The sequence below is a fragment of the Baekduia sp. genome (assembly GCF_035318805.1).
Taxonomy (GTDB): domain Bacteria; phylum Actinomycetota; class Thermoleophilia; order Solirubrobacterales; family Solirubrobacteraceae; genus Baekduia.
Genome location: NZ_DATHDY010000024.1, coordinates 1 through 15862, shown reverse-complemented (window position 1 = coordinate 15862; position 15862 = coordinate 1). Strand labels below are relative to the sequence as shown.

Here is a 15862-nt window from a genome sequence, read left to right as displayed (position 1 = left end):
ATGGACGCCTCGGGGAAGGCCAGCCGTCCCAGCACGTGGTCCCAGTCGGCATGGGTCACGAGCAGCCCCGACAGCGACCATCCCGCCTGGCCGAGGATGCCGGGCAGCGCGTCGAGCTCGTCCGGGAAGACCGGCGAGTCGACGACGAACGTCTCGTCGCCGCGGTGCAGCAGCGTGCACGTGGTCTGCCACTTCACGCTCCGGGCGACGATGACGCCCGGGTCGAGGGCGACGACCTGCATCAGGGGTGTCGCAGCCGGAGGTGGGTCCCCATGACCGTCGTCTACAGCCCGAGGAGCTTCGCGGCCTCCAGCAGGTTCTTCACCTCGGCCGTCGGCTTCTTGCCGCCCGCCGGTACTTCCTCCTTGCGGCGGTTGACCCAGATCGTCGGCACCTTCAACTTGGTCGCCGGCTCGATGTCCGTGTACAGCCCGCTCGCCACGTGGACCCAGCCCTTCTTGCCGCCGATGCGCCGCGCGAACTCGTTGAAGTGCGCGGGATCGGGCTTGTAGGACCGGACCTGCTGGGCGGTCACGACGAGGTCGACGTCGGCCGGGATGTGGCGCCGCGTCAGCCCCAGGAGCTTGTCGTCGATGTTGGAGATCAAGCCCGTCTCGTACTTGCCCAGGAACTTCTTGAGCTGGGGCATCGTCTCCTTGAACGCGCCCCACCGCGCCACCGAGTCCGGCAGGAACCCGGACCGCGAGGGCTCCAGCGGCCACCCGATCTCCTTGGCGATCTTGACCGCCGCCTGACGCAGCACCTCGGCGTAGAGCTCGTACGAACCGCTCTGGATCTCGGCCGTCGCCTCGAGGAAGAGATCGACGACCTGGGTGCGGTCGATGGTGAAGCCATCGCGCTTGGCTTCACGCTCGAAGGCGTCTGCAACCCCGCTCTCCCAGTCGATGAGCGTCCCATAGACGTCGAAGGTGACCCACTGGATGTTCTTAGGAAGAGCCATGCGGCGTGGGATTGTGCCATTTCGCTACTGTCGGCGACCGCTCATGGACCTCCTCGAATATCAGGGCAAGCAGCTTTTCGCCCGACACGGAATCCCCGTCCCCGACGGGCGCCCGGCACGAACGGTCGACGAAGCCGTCGCTGCCGCCAAAGAAGTCGGCTTCCCATGTGCCATCAAGGCACAGGTGAAGATCGGTGGTCGCGGCAAGGCGGGCGGCATCAAGATCGCCTCCGACGAGGGCGAGGCGCGCACGCATTCCGCCGCCATCCTCGGCATGGACATCAAGGGCTTCACGGTCCACGAGATCTGGATCGAGGCCGCCTCGCAGATCGAGTCCGAGTACTACGCGTCGATCGTGTTCGACCGTGGCGCCAAGGCTCCGCTGATCATGCTGAGCACCCAGGGCGGCATGGACATCGAGGAGGTCGCGGACACCAACCCGGGCGCGATCGCGACGCTGCACGTCGACCCGCTGCTCGGCTTCCAGGACTTCCACGGCCGGCGCCTGGCCTTCGACGCCGGCGTCGACGCCGACCTCGTCCGCCCCGTCGGCGCGTTCCTGCACCAGCTCTACGGGACCTTCGTTGCCGAGGAGGCGCTGCTGGTCGAGGTCAACCCGCTGATCGTCACGCCCGAGCGGACCGTCGCCGCCCTGGACGCCAAGGTGACGCTGGACGACAACTCGCTGTTCCGCCACCCCGACAACGCCAACCTGCGCGATCCCTCCGACGAGGACCCGCAGGAGCAGATGGCGCACGAGCGCGGCTTGACGTACGTCAAGCTCGACGGCGACATCGGCATCCTCGGCAACGGCGCCGGCCTGGTCATGTCCACGCTCGACGTCGTCGCCCACTACGGCGGCGCGCCGGCCAACTTCCTGGACGCCGGTGGCGGATCGAAGGCCGAGGCCATCACCAGCGCGGTCGAGGTGATCCTCTCCGACGAGAAGGTCAAGGCCGTCCTGTTCAACATCTTCGGCGGGATCACGCGGGGCGACGAGGTCGCCAACGGCCTCATCGAGGCGTTCAAGACGCTGAAGCCATCGGTTCCGTTCGTCGTCCGCCTGGACGGCACGAACGACGTCGAGGGCCGGAAGATCCTCGCCGACGCGAACCTTCCGAACGTCACCACCGCGGCCACGATGGACGAGGCCGCCCAGAAGGTCGTCGCGCTGGCCAAGGGAGAGGTGCCCGCATGAGCGTCCTGATCGACAACGACACCAAGTTGGTCGTCTCCGGCATCACCGGCCGCGAGGGCACGTTCCACGCGCTCAACAACCGGCGCTATGGGACCAACGTCGTCGCCGGCGTCACGCCCGGCAAGGCCGGCCAGGACGTCGAGGGCATCCCGGTGTTCAACACGTTCCGCGACGCGGTGACCAACACCGGTGCGAACGTCGCGATGGTCTTCGTGCCGCCGCGCTTCGCCGCCGACTCGATCCTCGAGGCCGCCGACGCCGGCATCCCGCTGGTCATCGCGATCACCGAGGGCATCCCGGCGCACGACGAGCTGCGCGTCTACACGCACCTGCAGCGCACCGGAACGCGCCTGGTCGGCCCCAACTGCCCGGGCATCCTGTCGCCGGGCAAGGCGAACGTGGGCATCATCCCGGCGTCCTTCTTCAAGGAGGGCAACGTCGGGGTCGTGTCGCGCTCGGGCACGTTGACCTACCAGATCGGCAACACGCTGGCCCAGGCCGGCTTCGGCAACTCGTCGATCGTCGGCATCGGCGGAGACCCCGTCCCGGGCTCGTCGTTCATCGACATCATCGAGCTCTTCCAGGCCGACGACCAGACCGAGCTGATCGTGCTGTCGGGCGAGATCGGCGGCGACGCCGAGGAGCGCGCGGCGGACTACATCGCCGAGAACGTCACCAAGCCGGTGGTGGCCTACATCGCGGGCTTCACCGCGCCGCCCGGCAAGACCATGGGCCACGCCGGCGCGATCGTCTCGGGCTCCAAGGGCACCGCGGCCGCGAAGGCCGAGGCACTGGAGTCCAAGGGCGTGCGCGTGGGCCGGACGCCCACCGAGGTCGCCGACATCGCCATGGACATCCTCGGCAAGTAGCCGGCGCGGATCGACCGGCGAAGGTTCGCCGGTCGATCCGTTTCGTCGGTTGGCGTCGTTCTCCGTTCGCGAGTACGCTCACCGCGAGGGTCGCCACGAACGCTGCAAAGCGACGTCGCCGACGTCGCTTCCCAGCACTGCGCGACATCGCCACACGCCATGGACAGCGACGTCACAACCACCTTGAGCGAGCTCGAGCGCAAGCTCAAGGAGCTCGAGCGCGAGCTGGAGTCCGTCGGGCGCGGCGGCGAGCTGGACACCGAGCCCGCCCAGGCCGGCTGGACCCCGTCGCCCGCCCCGGTGTCCACCGGCGCACCTGCCGCTGCCCAGGATCCGGGGCCGCCGCCGGCCGACTCGACGCCCTTCACCGCCGCGTGGCACGGCAGCGGCGCCGAGCAGGTCGCCGGTCCGCCGCCGGTGTCGGCGTTCAACGGCGCGCCGCCCGTGCCCGTGGTGCCCCCGGCGGCGCCGTGGCCGGTGGCGGCCGCGCCGGCGCCCGCGCCGCCCGCGTCCCCCGCCCCCGGCCTGCATCGGCAGCTCGACGAGCTGCTGGCCTTCCGCGATCGGCTCGTCCAGACGACCGACGACCTCGTCGCCGAGCTGTCGCGCGTGCTGACCGAGCTGGGCGCCGACGTCCCGCACGATCCCGCCGACACGCTGCTGACCGGCCACGTGACGGTGCAGGCCGCGCCGTTCGCCGACCTCGCGACGCTGTCGGCGTTCGAGCAGGCGCTGGTGCACACGCCGGGCGTGCTCGAGGTCTACGTCCGCGCGCTGGACCAGGGCACCGCGACCATCGACGTGCAGCTCGCCGGTCCCGTCGCGCTCGGGTCGGCGCTGCGGGTCGCGGCACCGGTCCCGTTCGCGGTCACCGCCGTCGCCGAGGGACGGCTCACGCTCGCCCTCGGCCCACCCGGGGGCTGAGCCGGACCGCGGAGCACCGACCCGTGGCCGACGACGACTTCTCCCGCACCCCTTCCGCCGAGGAGCTCGCCGCGTCGCTGGCCGAGCGCGTGCGCGAGGTGATGGCCGTCGCCGAGAGCGCCGCGGCCCAGATGCGGGCGCGCGCCGACGCGGACGCCGAGCAGCGCGCGACGCAGATCCGCCTCGCCGCCGAGCAGGACGCCGAGCGACTCCGGCGCCGGGCCGAGCGCGAGGCCTCCGACTACCTCGACGACGCCGTCCGCCGGGTGGACGCGTTCGCCGCCGGCCGCGCCCGCCGCATCAGCGCCGTCGCCGACCGCCTGCTCGCCCACGCCGAGGCGCTCGCCGATCGCGCCGAGCGCGCCGGCCGCCTGCAACGCGGGGTCGAGAAGGTCGTCGACGTGCTCGCGGCCGCCGCCGAGGCCGTCGCCGCCGAGGCGCAGCGCGCGCCGATCCGGCTCCCCGGCGCGGACGCGCCGACCGCGGAGGTGACGCGCCTGACGACGCGGCCGCACGCGGTCCCCGATCCCGAGCCGGAGCCCGAGCCGGGCAGCGCGCCTGCGGCACCCGCCGACGAGGCCCGCGAGCGCGTCCGCCAGATCGCCAGCGCCCTGCCGCGCCGCCCGGGCACGCCCCGCCGCATCGTCCCACCGCCGGTCGAGCCGCCGCCGTTCGACCCGCCCGACGACGCGGCGTAGGCCGCCCCGCCGGCCGGGTTCACCGCACGGCGATCCCGCCGCGTCCGGCGGCCTTGGCCGCGTACAGCGCGCCGTCGGCCCGCGCCAGCAGCGCGCCGGCGCTCTCGCCCGGCTCCCACACCACCAGCCCCGCCGAGCACCCGACGCCGTGCTCGGCCGCCGGCAGCACCTCCTGGAGCCGTCCCAGGATCGCCTCGGCGCACCCGCGGTCGCAGTCGGGCAGCAGCACCGCGAACTCGTCGCCGCCCAGGCGCGACAGCAGGTCCGACGCGCGCAGGACGCCGCGCCACCCGGCCGTCATCCGCCGTAGCAGCTCGTCGCCGGCCGCGTGCCCGAAGCGGTCGTTGTAGGGCTTGAAGCGATCGAGGTCGAGCGCCGCCACGCAGAGCGGCCGGTCCGATCGCGCGGCGCGCGCCAGCTCGACCGCGAGCCGCTCGTCCCACATGCGTCGATTCGCCAGACCGGTGAGCGGATCGGTGCGCGCGAGGTCGCGCAGCTCCTCACGGGCCCGGCGCGCCGGGGTCACGTCGACCAGCGTCCCCAGCCACCCGGCCGGGCCGCCCCACGGGTCGCGCAGCATCACCGCCGTCACGTGCGCCCAGCGCACGCGCCCGTCCGGCGCGACGAACCGCACCTCGAGCGCGAACTCGCCGGTGCCGCCAGGCTGCGCCGCCGCACGCCACGCGGCGTCGAAGCCCGGCCGGTCGTCGCGGTGCATCGCCGCGCGCCATCCGAGCCCGAGCAGCGCGCCGCGCGGGCGCCCGGTCAGCTCCGACACCCAGTCGTTGGCGAACCCGCACCGCCCGTCGTCGCCCGTCTCGACGATCCCGACCGGCGCGAGATGCGTCAGCGTCCGCCAGCGATCCTCGTTGGCGCGCAGGAGGTCCTCGGCGTGCTCGGCGGCGCGCCGGCGCTCGATCGCGAAGCGCACCGCCCGCACGAACCCGGCCGGGGCGCGCTCGTCGCCCTTGACCACGTAGTCCTGCGCGCCCGCCCGGATCGCGGCGATCGCGAGCTCGTCGTCGTCGTGGGCGCTCAGCACCACGATGGGCACGCCCGGCCCCGCGTGCTGCAGGGTCGCCAAGGCCTCCAGCCCCCGCGCCTCGGGCAGCCCGAGATCCAGCAGCACGCAGTCGACCGGCCGCTCGCGCAGGTCCGCCACCGCAGCCTCCAGCGTCTCGTGATGGCGGACCTCGACGCCGCCGGGCAGCGCACCGTCGAGCAGCAGGCCGGCAAGCCGTGCGTAGGGCAGGCTGTCCTCGACGAGCAGCACGGAGTGGGCGGGCGCGGCCATCGCACCCCCAGGATCGTGTCCGCGGCGGACGGTCCGGGCCTCGATAGGATCAAACGTCGATGCCTGACGTGATCTCCTTCGCCCGCGGCGCCCCCTCGCTGGACATCGTCGACGTCGATGGACTCAAGGCCGCTGCGACGCGCGCCTTCGAGCGCGACCCCGCCGGTACGACGGCCTACGGCACCGCCGTCGGCTACGGCCCGCTGCGCGAGTGGATCGCCGACCAGCACGGCGTCGACACGTCACAGGTCATCGTCACCAACGGCTCCATGCAGGCCGACGCGTTCCTCTTCGAGACGCTCGTCAAGCCCGGCGATTCGGTCGTCGTCGAGAAGCCGACCTACGACCGCACGCTGCTGAACCTCCGCGGCCGCGGCGCCGACGTGCGCATGGTCAACCTCGAGACCGACGGCATCGACGTCGTCGAGCTCGAGCGACTGCTGCGCGACGAAGACGTCCGCCCGACGCTCGCCCACGTCATCCCCAACTTCCAGAACCCCGCGGGCTACACGCTGAGCGGGCCCAAGCGCGAGGCGCTGCTCCGCCTGGCCGGCGAGTTCGGCTTCGTGATCTTCGAGGACGACCCGTACATCGACATCCGCTTCAAGGGCCAGTCGCTGCCGACGATGCTGTCGCAGGACACGACGGGCTCCGTCGTCTACGCGTCGTCGTTCTCCAAGACCGTGTGTCCGGGCATCCGCGTCGGCTACCTCGTCGGGCCCGCCGAGCGCGTCTCGGAGATCCAGCGCCTGGCGACCAACACCTACATCTCGCCGAACATGGTGGCGCAGTCGCTCGTCTACGAGTTCATCGTCAACGGCGACATCGACCGCTCGATCGCCACCGTGAAGCAGGCACTCGCGGCCCGCGTCAAGCGCCTCACCGGCGCGCTGTCGCGTGACCTGCCCGAGGCGCGGTTCCAGGCGCCCGAAGGCGGCTACTTCATGTGGGTCGAGCTGCCCGAGGGCACCTCGATCGACCGCGTCTTCGAGGAGGCAAACGCCCGCGGCGTGGCCTTCGTCAAGGGCACCGACTTCCTCCTGGAGGGCGGCGAGAACACCCTCCGGCTGGCCTACTCGGGCGTCACCGAGGACCAGATCGAGGAGGGCGTCTCGCGCCTCGCCGAGGCCGTCCGCGCCGCCCGCGCGACGACCACGGCCTAGGCAGCCTCCGCCGCACGGGCGCGGGCTCGGGCGCGGCGGCGCACCGCGCCCAGGTGGCGCGCCAGCGCCGTGGCCACGATCGCGTGGCCGCGCGCGTTGAGGTGCAGGCCGTCGGTGCTGAAGAGGCCGGGGTCGGCGGCGGCCGGGTGCGCGCGCAGCGGCACGTGGAGCCCGCCTGCGGCCTCGCTGACCTCCCGCGTCAGCTCCGCGAGCTGCGCCAGCCGCCGGCTCATCACCGCGACGAAGCGCTCGGGCACGTGGCCCGAGATCGTGATGTCGAACAGGTCCATCGTCAGCACGTCGGCGCCGGCCTCGCGCAGCGGCCCGACGATGGCGACGAGCTCGTCCTGCAGCGCGTCGACGTCGAGCTCGCCCCGCAGCAGGTCGTTGCCGCCGGCCAGCACGATCGCCAGCTCGGGACCGAGCGAGAGCGCGGTCTCCAGCTGCGTCCAGCGCACCTCGGCGGCCGTCAGGTCGCGCCGCCCGAGGTTGAACAGCGTCGCGCCCGGCCGCCCCAGCGCCAGCCTGGCGGCGAGCCGGTCCGACCACGAGAGGTCGCGGTAGCCCGGCGTCGCGGTCATGGCCACCATCCTGCGCGACGGCGATGCCGCCGCCGCGCCGAGGCTCCTACCGCCCGTAGCGCTGCTCGCCGAGCACCAACTGCGCCGGGAGCGCGACGCGCGGCGGCGGCGACGGGTCGGCGACGACCGAGACGGTCTCGGCGACGCTGCGGGTGACGGTGAGCGTGTCGCCGTCGTCGGTGGCGATGACCACGTCGTCGGCGCCGCTCTGGGCCAGCGTCCCCTGCAGGCCCGGGTCCATCCCCGCGGCCTTGAGGTAATGCAGGAGGTCCTCGGCCTCGTTCTCGAAGCGGACGATCTTGACGCTCGCGCCGACCTCGACATCGGCCAGCGGCACGCTGGAGATCCGGCTGCCCACGTCGATCGGGTGCCCATGCGGGCACGTCCGCACGTCGCCGATCGCGGCGAGCATGCGCTCCTCGAGCACGGGCGACATCGCGTGCTCCAGGCGCTCGGCCTCCTCGTGCACCTCGTCCCACGGGATCCCGAGGACGTCGGTGAGGAAGCGCTCGATGAGCCGGTGGCGGCGCACGATCGCCTCGGCGTGCTCGCGCCCCTCGTCGGTGAACGAGATGACCTTGTCGGAGGCGCGCGTGATGTAGCCGTCGCGCTCCAGCCTTCCGACCATCTCGTGGACCGTCGGCGGCGAGAGCTGCATGGCGCGCGCGATGTTGGCGCCCGTCATCGGCAGCCCGGCCTCGTAGAGCCAGAAGAGCGTCTCCAGGTACTCCTGCTCGGCGACGGTCGCGTTGTCGGACATCGCATCCATCGTACTGGCCCTACGCGCCAGGCTTGTGCCTTCTCGGCGGCTTGCTCTTCAGCTCCTCGGCCATCGCCTGCATCCGCTCCTCGGCCAAGGACATGAACTCGCGTGCCGCCGGCGAGAGGCGGGCGCCGCGGCGGTTGATGAAGCCGAACGTGTCGTAGATGGGATCCGCGAACGGGACCCAGCCCAGGCGCTTGGGCACGCGCCGGCCGAGCGAGAGCAGGACCCCGCGCGCGACGAGCGTGTCGCCGAAGCCGCGCGCGGCGAGGTCGATCGCCGTCTCGAGATCCTCGACGTCGATCTGCGGCTCGATGGTGAAGCCCGCACGCTGGGCGAGCTCGAAGAGTTGGCGGCGCGTCGGGTCCTCGAGGCCGAAGCTCGTGTCGGTGAGGATGAGCGGGGCAGCGGCGAGCTGGGCGATGGTGACGGGCGTGCGCAGCCGCGCCGGGTCGGCGCTGGCGTAGACGATCTCGTCGTGCATGATCGGCCGCACCTCCAGGCCGGTGTCGTCGATCGGCAGGGCGACGAGACCCGCCTCCAGCTCGCCCTCGCGCACCGCGGTCGCCACCTCGGAGGAGTTCTGCCCCACCAGCCGCACGCGCACCTTCGGATGGCGCCGGCGGAACGCCGCGACGATCTGGGTGCCCGGGTACCAGCGCGCGCTGCCGAACGTCCCGAACGTGGCGATGCCGCCCTGGAGCTCGCGCTGCTGCACGACCGCCTCGCGGGCCTCGGCCACCGCGGCCAGCGCCGCCTCGGCGTGGGGCCGCAGCGCGCGCGCCGCCTCGGTGGGCTTGATCCCGCGGCCGACGCGCGCGAACAGCGGCAGGCCGAGCTCGGCCTCCAGCCGCCGGACCTGCTCGCTCAGCGACGGCTGGGCCAGGTGCAGCCGCTCGGCGGCCGCCGAGAACGACCCCTCGTCGAGGGCCGCGAGGAAGTACTCGAGCTGCTGCAGCGTCATGCTTGTGACCTCAAGGGGAATCCTATGGATGCCGGAGGCAACAAAGGCTAGAGGAAGGAGAACGTATGTCCGATACTGAGGACATGATTTCCTTGCTCGCAGTCCTCGGAGTCTTCGGCGGCGGTGCCGCGCTCTCGTCTCGTTTCGGTGCTGACTCGCGCCGCGACGGCGATCGCCGCAACTGGTAGCCGAAGCCCCCGCCGAACCCTCGACTCCGCTCTAACCTCCCCCGACGTGCCGCCGCCGTCGCCGCACCATCGCCGTGGAGTCGCCCTGTGCGTCTTCTCGGCCTGCGGCTTCGGCGCGCTGGCCATCTTCGCCAAGGAGGCCTTCGGCGCAGGCGTGACGGTGGTCACGCTCCTGAGCCTCCGGTTCATCCTGGCCGCCGCCCTCTTCTGGGTGATCGTGACCGTCCGCGGCGCCCGCCTTCCCTCCCGGCGGGTGCTGCTGACGAGCCTCGCGCTCGGCGCCGCCGGCTACGCCGTGCAGGCCGGGCTCTACTTCGGCGCGCTGACGCGCATCGACGCGTCGCTGACCTCGCTGTTGTTGTACATCTACCCCGTGCTCGTCTTCGTCGGCGCGCTGGCGCTCGGCCGCGAGCGCGCGTCCCGGCGCCGCCTCGGCGCGCTCGGCCTGGCGACCGCGGGCACGGTGCTCGTGCTGCTCGGCGGGAGCGTCGGCGCGATCGACGGCCTCGGCGTCGCCATGGCCCTCGGCGCCGCCGTGGTCTACGCGACCTACATCCTGGTCGCCGACCGCGTCGTGGCCCAGGTCGACCCGTTCATGCTGTCGGCGCTGATCTGCACGGGCGCTGCGGTCGCCGTGTCCGCCGCCGGACTGGTCGACGGCTCGCTGGACATGACGTTCGGCGCGGCCGGCTGGGGCTGGATCGCCGCCGTGGCGTGCGGCTCGACCGTGCTCGCGGTCAGCGCCTTCTTCCTCGGACTGCGCGACGTCGGCCCCGCGACCGCCTCGATCGTCTCGACCGCTGAGCCGGCGGTCACCGTCGGGCTCGCGACGGTCATCTACAGCGAGGCGCTCGGCGCCGGCCAACTGGTCGGCGGCGCGCTCGTCCTGGTGGCGGTCATCATCCTGCAGCTGCGCGGGACGGGTACGGTCAGCAGCCATGACGCTGCCGATCCAGCCCCCGCTGCCGCCCCAGCTCGCGCGATCGCGCGCGAGCCTGCCTGAGGGCGACGACTGGGCCTACGAGCCCAAATGGGACGGGTTCCGGGCCATCGCGTTCGTCGACGGAGACGACGTCGCACTCCAGTCGCGCAACGGCAAGCCGCTCGGGCGCTACTTCCCGGAGGTGCTGGCCGGGTTCCCCGCCGGCCGCTACGTGCTGGACGGCGAGATCGTCGCCGCCTCCTTCGACACGCTCGGCCAGCGGATCCATCCGGCCAAGTCGCGGATCGAGCGGCTGGCCGTCGAGACGCCGGCGCGCTTCATCGCGTTCGACCTGCTCGCGCTCGACGACGACGTGCTGCTCGAGCGCCCGTGGCGCGAGCGGCGCGCGCTGCTGGAGGACGCCGGCCTGGAGGGCGTGGAGCTGACGCCGGTGGTGTTCACGGCTGGCGACGCGTCGGCGTGGCTCGAGCACGAGGAGGGCGTGATCGCCAAGGAGGCCGGCGAGCCCTACCGGCCGGGCGAGCGCGTCGGGATGGTGAAGATCAAGCGCGTCCGCACGATCGACGCGGTGGTGGTCGGCTGGCGCCCGGGCAAGGCCGAGGGCACGGTCGGCGCGCTGATCCTCGCGCTCTACGGGCCCGGCGGCCGGCTGCGCGAGGTCGGCCACTCCTCAGGCTTCACGGCCAAGGAGAAGCGGGAGCTGCCCGCGAAGCTCGCGGCGTACGAGACCGGCGAGCGCGGCTCGGGCGAGCCGTCGCGCTGGTCGGCGGGGCGCGACCTGGAATGGGTCGCGCTGCGGCCCGAGCTCGTGGTCGAGGTGACGTTCGACCACGTGTCCGACGGGCGCATCCGGCACGGGGCCAAGGTGCAGCGGTGGCGCGACGACAAGGACCCGGCCGACTGCACGGTGGAGCAGCTCGACTCTTAATTAAGCGGGCTGGGGCTGCAGGCGCGGCCGCGGCTCGATCTCCAGCAGCGGGATGAAGACGTGGGCCAGCGGGCCGATGGCGACCGCGTAGAGCAGGGTCCCGACGCCGACGGTGCCGCCGAGCGCGGCGCCGAGGACGAGCACGGTGATCTCGATCCCGGTCCTTACGGCGCGCAGCAAGTGGCCGCGGGCGGCGATGCCGGTCATGAGGCCGTCGCGGGGCCCGGGCCCGAAGCGCGCGCCGATGTAGAGGCCGATGGCGACGCCGTTGAGCCCGATGCCGGCGAGCATGAGGACGATGCGCAGCGCCAGGCCGTGCGCGGGACCGAACGCGGCGAGCATCAACTCCACCACGACGCCGAGGACCACGACGTTGCTCACCGTTCCCAGCCCGGGGCGCTGGCGCAGCGGGATCCAGCCGAGCAGGACGATCACGCCGACGATGCTCACCCACGTGCCGGTGCCGATGCCGGTCTGGCGCGACAGGCCCTGGTGCAGCACGTCCCACGGGTCGTTGCCGAGCCCCGAGAGCAGGATCATCGACGCGCTCACGCCGTAGAGGACCAGGCCGGCGTAGAGCTGGACGAGGCGGCGGACGAGCATGGGTCCATGATGGCGTGAATGGACCTGTACATGTGGGGCCAATCGGGCGATCATGGATCCATGAGCGCTCCGGTGGCACCGGCGGTCCTGGCGGGTCTCCTCGGCGAGGGCTGGCGCCGGCCGGGGGCCAGCGCGCACGCGCTGGCCGACGCGCTGCGCGGGCTCGTGGTCGACGGCCGGCTGGCGGTCCGCACGCGCGTGCCGAGCGAACGGGCGCTGGCGCCGCAGCTGGGGGTCAGCCGCGGGACGGTCTCGCGCGCCTACGACCGGCTGCGCGGCGACGGGTACCTGGTGAGCGCGCGCGGCGCCGGCAGCTGGCTGACGCTGCCCGCCGGGGCGGGCCCGGGGGCGCCGCCGCCGGTGTTCGGCGGCGCGCCGGCGCGGGCGCTCGATCTGACGATCGCGGCGCTGCCGGCGCCCGAGCCGCTGCTGGGGGAGTGCGCGGCGCGCGCGGCGACGGCGCTGTCGCGGTACTCCGCGATGCTGGGGTGCGCGCCGGCTGGCGTGGGCGAGCTGCGCGAGGCGATCGCGGCGCGCTTCACCGAGCGCGGCGCGCCGACGACGGCCGACCACGTCCTCGTGACCGCGGGCGCGCAGCATGCGCTCCATCTCCTGCTGTCGCTGCTGACGACGCCCGGCGAGCGCGTGCTCGTCGACGCGCCGTCGTATCCGCGCACGCTGTCGGCGGTGCGCGGCGCCCGGGCGCGGGCGGTGCCGGTGCCGCTCGGCGCGTCGGGCTGGGACGTGGCCGCGTGGGACGCGGCGGCGCGGGCGGTCGGTCCGCGCCTGGGGCTGACGATCCCGGACTTCCACAACCCGACCGGCCTGACGATGAGCGCCGGCGACCGGGCCGCGCTGGCCGCGACCGCCGCACGGTCGGGGATGCTGCTCGTGGCTGATGAGACCAACGCCGAGCTGCGCCTCGACGGCCCGGCGATGCCGGCGCCGGTGGCCGCGTCGGATCCGGGCGGCGCCGTCGTGACGATCGGCTCGATGAGCAAGTCGGCGTGGGGCGGCCTGCGGATCGGCTGGATCCGCGCGGCGCCGCGGCTCATCCGGGAGCTCGCGGCGGCGCGCGCCGACGTCGACCTCGCCGGCCCGGTGCTCGAGCAGCTGGTGGCGGTCGAGCTGCTCGCGAGGTGGGATGAGGTGCTGGCGTCGCGGCGCGCGCTGCTGCGCCCGCGGCGTGACGCGTTGGTGTCGGCGCTCGCCGAGCACGCGCCGGCGTGGACGTGCCGCCGGCCCCGCGGCGGCCTCAGCGCCTGGGTGCGCCTGCCGTCGCCGGTGGCGACGCGGCTGGCCGCCGCGGCGGCGCACGCCGGCGTCCACATCACGCCGGGACCGTCGTTCACGACCGACGGCACCTTCGAGCACCACATCCGCCTGCCCTACACCCGGCCTCCCGACGACCTGGCCCGCGCCGTGCAGACGCTCTCACAGCTCGCCACACGCGTAGGCGGCGCCACCGCCGTCGAGGACGACCCGGCGCCGGCGGCGATCTGAGCGCCCGGGGGCCGCGTCTCCGAACGCGTGCGCCTTAGACCCCCATATGCGGGGTCTCGATGACACGCATCCCGGACCACCCCGGCTGCACGGGTCGCGGGCCGCGCGCCGAGGAGGCCCCGGCGCCGGGGCGACCTGAGCGCCCCCGGGGGGCGAGTTTCCGAACGCGTGCGCCTTAGACCCCCACATGCGGGGTCTCGATGACATGCGTCCCGGACCGCCGTGGCTCCACGGGGTCGCGGCCCGCCGTGAGCTGCTCGAGACCGGCGTTGGCCGGCGCGCGATCGAGCACCGGCTGCAGACCGGCCGCTACCTCCCGCTCCACGACGGCGTCTACGCGATCGGTCACCGCGACCTGACCGTCTGCGGCCGGAGGCGAGCCATCGTGCTCGCCTGCGGCGACGGCGCCGTGCTGAGCCATCGCAGCGCCGCCGGCGCCTGGGGCCTGCGGCCGGATGGCAGCGCACGCTGGAACGTCACCGTCCCGTCCGCCCGCCAGCCCGACGCGCCGGTGCACACCTACCGCCACCGCCTCACCCCCGCCGAGGTGGCCGACCTCGACGGCATCCCGACCACGACCGTCGCCCGCACGCTCCTCGATCTCGCTGCGCTCATCCCGCCCCACCACCTGCGCCGCGCCGTCGAGCGGGCGGTGCAGCTCGAGCTGTTCGACCTCACCGCGATCCACCGCACCCTGGCGGCCCACCCGCGGCGTGCGGGCCGCCGTCATCTCCTCGCCCTGGTCGACGACCTCGAGGACCACGGCGTCACGCAGACCCGCAGCGACGTCGAGGCCGCGTTCCTCCAGCTGTGCCTCGACCACGACCTCCCGCGCCCGCAGGTCAACCACTACGACAACGACCGCGAGCGCGACTTTCGCTGGCCGGCCCACCGCCTCGTCGTCGAGGTCGACGGCTGGACCTTCCACCGCTCCCGCGACGCGTTCACCACCGACCGCCGGCGCGACCGCGAGGCGCTGGCGCAGGGCTACCGCGTCGCCCGCTTCACGGCGACCGAGGTGCTGCTCGCACCGGTCCAGATCGCCACCGAGCTGCGGGCGCTGCTGCGCTGAAGCCACGCCGGGCGCTTGGCCGCCACGCGCTTCTGGTAGAACCGCTCGGCATCGCCATGCCCCCGCTCCCGCCGCCCGTGCTCGTCGCCCCCGACTCGTTCAAGGGCACGCTACGCGCCGACCAGGTGGCCTCCTCCATCGGCGCGGGCCTCGAGCGGGCCGGGCTCACCCCGCCGGACCTCTGCCCGGTCGCCGACGGCGGCGAGGGCACGCTCGCCATCCTGCTCACGGCGCTCGGCGGTGAGACCGCCGGCGCCGCCGCCACCGACCCGCTCGGGCGGTCGATCCGCGGCGGCTTCGCGCTGATCGAGGACGGCGGCACCGCGATCGTCGAGGTCGCCGAGGCCAGCGGCCTGCACCTCGTCGCGCCTGAGGAGCGTGACGCCGTCGCCGCCTCGTCGCGCGGCACCGGCGAGCTGATCGTCGCCGCGGCCGCCACGGGCGCCGAGGTCATCCTCGTGGCCGCGGGTGGCAGCGCCACCACCGACGGCGGCGCCGGCGCCCTCGAGGCCATCGACGCCGCCGGCGGCCTCCAGGGCGCCCGGCTCGTCGTCCTCTGCGACGTCCGCACGCCGTTCGAGCAGGCGCCCGCGCGCTTCGGCCCGCAGAAGGGCGCCGACGCCAAGGCCATCAAGCAGCTCGAGCGCCGGCTCCAAGAGCAAGCACAACGCCTGCCCAAGGACCCTCGCGGCGTGCCCATGACCGGCGCGGCGGGCGGCCTGGCCGGCGGGCTCTGGGCCTCCCACGGCGCGCGCCTCGAGCCGGGCGCCGCGTTCGTCCTGGAAGCCCTGGACTTCGACAGGCGCATGCGCGCCGCGCGCGCGGTCGTCGTCGGCGAGGGCCGCCTCGACGCCACCACCCTGGAGGGCAAGATCGCCGGCGAGATCGCCACCCGCGCCCGCCAGGCCGGCGTCCCCTGTCACGCGATCGTCGGCACCGACGCGATCGACCGCTTCAGCGCGCGCATCCTCGACCTCCAGGTGATCCAGCAGGCCTCGACCCGCGAGGAGCTCGAAGCCGCCGGCGAGCGCCTGGGAATGATGCTCGAGCGCCGCGAGGCGTAGGGCCGCTTAGCCTCGATCCACCGTTCCATCCGGCCGTTGGGGTGGAGTGACCTCCCAAGCGGGGCTTGGTAGCGACAGATTGCGCCTGTCGCGGCCCCGCTCAGGAGGTCACCCACATGGTGAACGAGCAGGCGGTCGTGGTGTTT

Annotated in this window: 18 protein-coding genes; 11 read left to right on the top strand and 7 right to left on the bottom strand. The window is 73.6% G+C overall.

The window, feature by feature from the left end:
* Both VK501_RS06090 and VK501_RS06085 read right to left on the bottom strand, forming a co-directional pair.
* Positions 1-242, bottom strand: a 242-nt coding sequence (locus VK501_RS06090; RefSeq protein ID WP_324335674.1) for an MBL fold metallo-hydrolase, incomplete at its 3' end; no start/stop codon positions are given.
* A gap of 41 nt (positions 243-283) precedes the next feature.
* Entirely contained in the window at positions 284-961 is a 678-nt protein-coding gene (locus VK501_RS06085; RefSeq protein ID WP_324335672.1) for an HAD family hydrolase, read from the bottom strand.
* A 43-nt stretch (positions 962-1004) separates the two neighbouring features.
* Here VK501_RS06085 and sucC point away from each other — a divergent pair, with 43 nt between their 5' ends.
* The 4 genes from sucC to VK501_RS06065 all read left to right on the top strand — a co-directional run bounded on the left by sucC (position 1005) and on the right by VK501_RS06065 (position 4650).
* Complete coding sequence (gene sucC / locus VK501_RS06080) at positions 1005-2159, top strand: ADP-forming succinate--CoA ligase subunit beta (RefSeq protein ID WP_349260979.1); 1155 nt, start codon at positions 1005-1007, stop codon at positions 2157-2159.
* Positions 2156-3028: a succinate--CoA ligase subunit alpha gene (sucD, locus tag VK501_RS06075; protein ID WP_324335667.1), complete on the top strand. Its 873-nt coding sequence runs from the start codon at positions 2156-2158 to the stop codon at positions 3026-3028. Before sucC ends, sucD begins: the two co-directional genes overlap by 4 nt.
* Before the next feature lie 159 nt (positions 3029-3187).
* Positions 3188-3952, top strand: a complete 765-nt coding sequence (locus VK501_RS06070) for a hypothetical protein (RefSeq protein ID WP_324335665.1) — start codon at positions 3188-3190, stop codon at positions 3950-3952.
* A gap of 23 nt (positions 3953-3975) precedes the next feature.
* Positions 3976-4650, top strand: a complete 675-nt coding sequence (locus tag VK501_RS06065) for a hypothetical protein (RefSeq protein WP_324335663.1) — start codon at positions 3976-3978, stop codon at positions 4648-4650.
* A 19-nt stretch (positions 4651-4669) separates the two neighbouring features.
* Here VK501_RS06065 and VK501_RS06060 read toward each other — a convergent pair whose 3' ends face one another.
* Positions 4670-5944, bottom strand: a complete 1275-nt coding sequence (locus VK501_RS06060; protein WP_324335661.1) for a diguanylate cyclase domain-containing protein — start codon at positions 5942-5944, stop codon at positions 4670-4672.
* Between the two features lie 59 nt (positions 5945-6003).
* On the opposite strand from VK501_RS06060, the gene VK501_RS06055 reads away from it, so the two are divergent.
* Complete coding sequence (locus tag VK501_RS06055) at positions 6004-7107, top strand: PLP-dependent aminotransferase family protein (protein ID WP_324335658.1); 1104 nt, start codon at positions 6004-6006, stop codon at positions 7105-7107.
* Here VK501_RS06055 and VK501_RS06050 read toward each other — a convergent pair.
* Genes VK501_RS06050 through VK501_RS06040 form a run of 3 tightly spaced genes read right to left on the bottom strand, consistent with a single transcriptional unit; the run spans position 7104 to position 9415 of the window.
* Positions 7104-7688, bottom strand: coding sequence for an SGNH/GDSL hydrolase family protein (locus VK501_RS06050; RefSeq protein ID WP_324335656.1), 585 nt, complete (start codon positions 7686-7688; stop codon positions 7104-7106). The genes VK501_RS06055 and VK501_RS06050 overlap by 4 nt on opposite strands.
* A 46-nt stretch (positions 7689-7734) precedes the next feature.
* A complete protein-coding gene (locus VK501_RS06045; RefSeq protein ID WP_324335654.1) occupies positions 7735-8448 on the bottom strand; it encodes a metal-dependent transcriptional regulator in 714 nt (237 codons plus the stop codon).
* Between the two features lie 19 nt (positions 8449-8467).
* Positions 8468-9415, bottom strand: coding sequence for a LysR family transcriptional regulator (locus VK501_RS06040; RefSeq protein WP_324335652.1), 948 nt, complete (start codon positions 9413-9415; stop codon positions 8468-8470).
* A gap of 65 nt (positions 9416-9480) precedes the next feature.
* Between VK501_RS06040 and VK501_RS06035 the strand changes: the two genes are divergently transcribed.
* Genes VK501_RS06035 through VK501_RS06025 form a run of 3 tightly spaced genes read left to right on the top strand, consistent with a single transcriptional unit; the run spans position 9481 to position 11474 of the window.
* The gene (locus VK501_RS06035; RefSeq protein ID WP_324335650.1) at positions 9481-9603 is read left to right on the top strand and encodes a hypothetical protein; all 123 of its coding nucleotides are present in this window, start codon (positions 9481-9483) and stop codon (positions 9601-9603) included.
* 46 nt (positions 9604-9649) lie between these two features.
* Positions 9650-10606 (top strand): DMT family transporter, encoded by a 957-nt coding sequence (locus tag VK501_RS06030; RefSeq protein WP_324335649.1) that lies wholly within the window; start codon positions 9650-9652, stop codon positions 10604-10606.
* A complete protein-coding gene (locus VK501_RS06025; RefSeq protein WP_324335647.1) occupies positions 10542-11474 on the top strand; it encodes an ATP-dependent DNA ligase in 933 nt (310 codons plus the stop codon). The genes VK501_RS06030 and VK501_RS06025 overlap by 65 nt, the downstream gene beginning before the upstream one ends.
* Here the strand turns inward: VK501_RS06025 and VK501_RS06020 are convergent, their stop codons facing one another.
* A complete protein-coding gene (locus VK501_RS06020; RefSeq protein WP_324335645.1) occupies positions 11475-12077 on the bottom strand; it encodes a hypothetical protein in 603 nt (200 codons plus the stop codon). It lies immediately after the preceding gene.
* 60 nt (positions 12078-12137) lie between these two features.
* Between VK501_RS06020 and VK501_RS06015 the strand changes: the two genes are divergently transcribed.
* The 3 genes from VK501_RS06015 to VK501_RS06005 all read left to right on the top strand — a co-directional run bounded on the left by VK501_RS06015 (position 12138) and on the right by VK501_RS06005 (position 15716).
* A complete protein-coding gene (locus tag VK501_RS06015; protein WP_324335643.1) occupies positions 12138-13580 on the top strand; it encodes a PLP-dependent aminotransferase family protein in 1443 nt (480 codons plus the stop codon).
* 187 nt (positions 13581-13767) lie between these two features.
* Positions 13768-14652 (top strand): DUF559 domain-containing protein, encoded by an 885-nt coding sequence (locus tag VK501_RS06010; protein WP_324335642.1) that lies wholly within the window; start codon positions 13768-13770, stop codon positions 14650-14652.
* A gap of 56 nt (positions 14653-14708) precedes the next feature.
* Positions 14709-15716: a glycerate kinase gene (locus VK501_RS06005; RefSeq protein ID WP_324335640.1), complete on the top strand. Its 1008-nt coding sequence runs from the start codon at positions 14709-14711 to the stop codon at positions 15714-15716.
* Positions 15717-15862 lie beyond the last annotated feature (146 nt).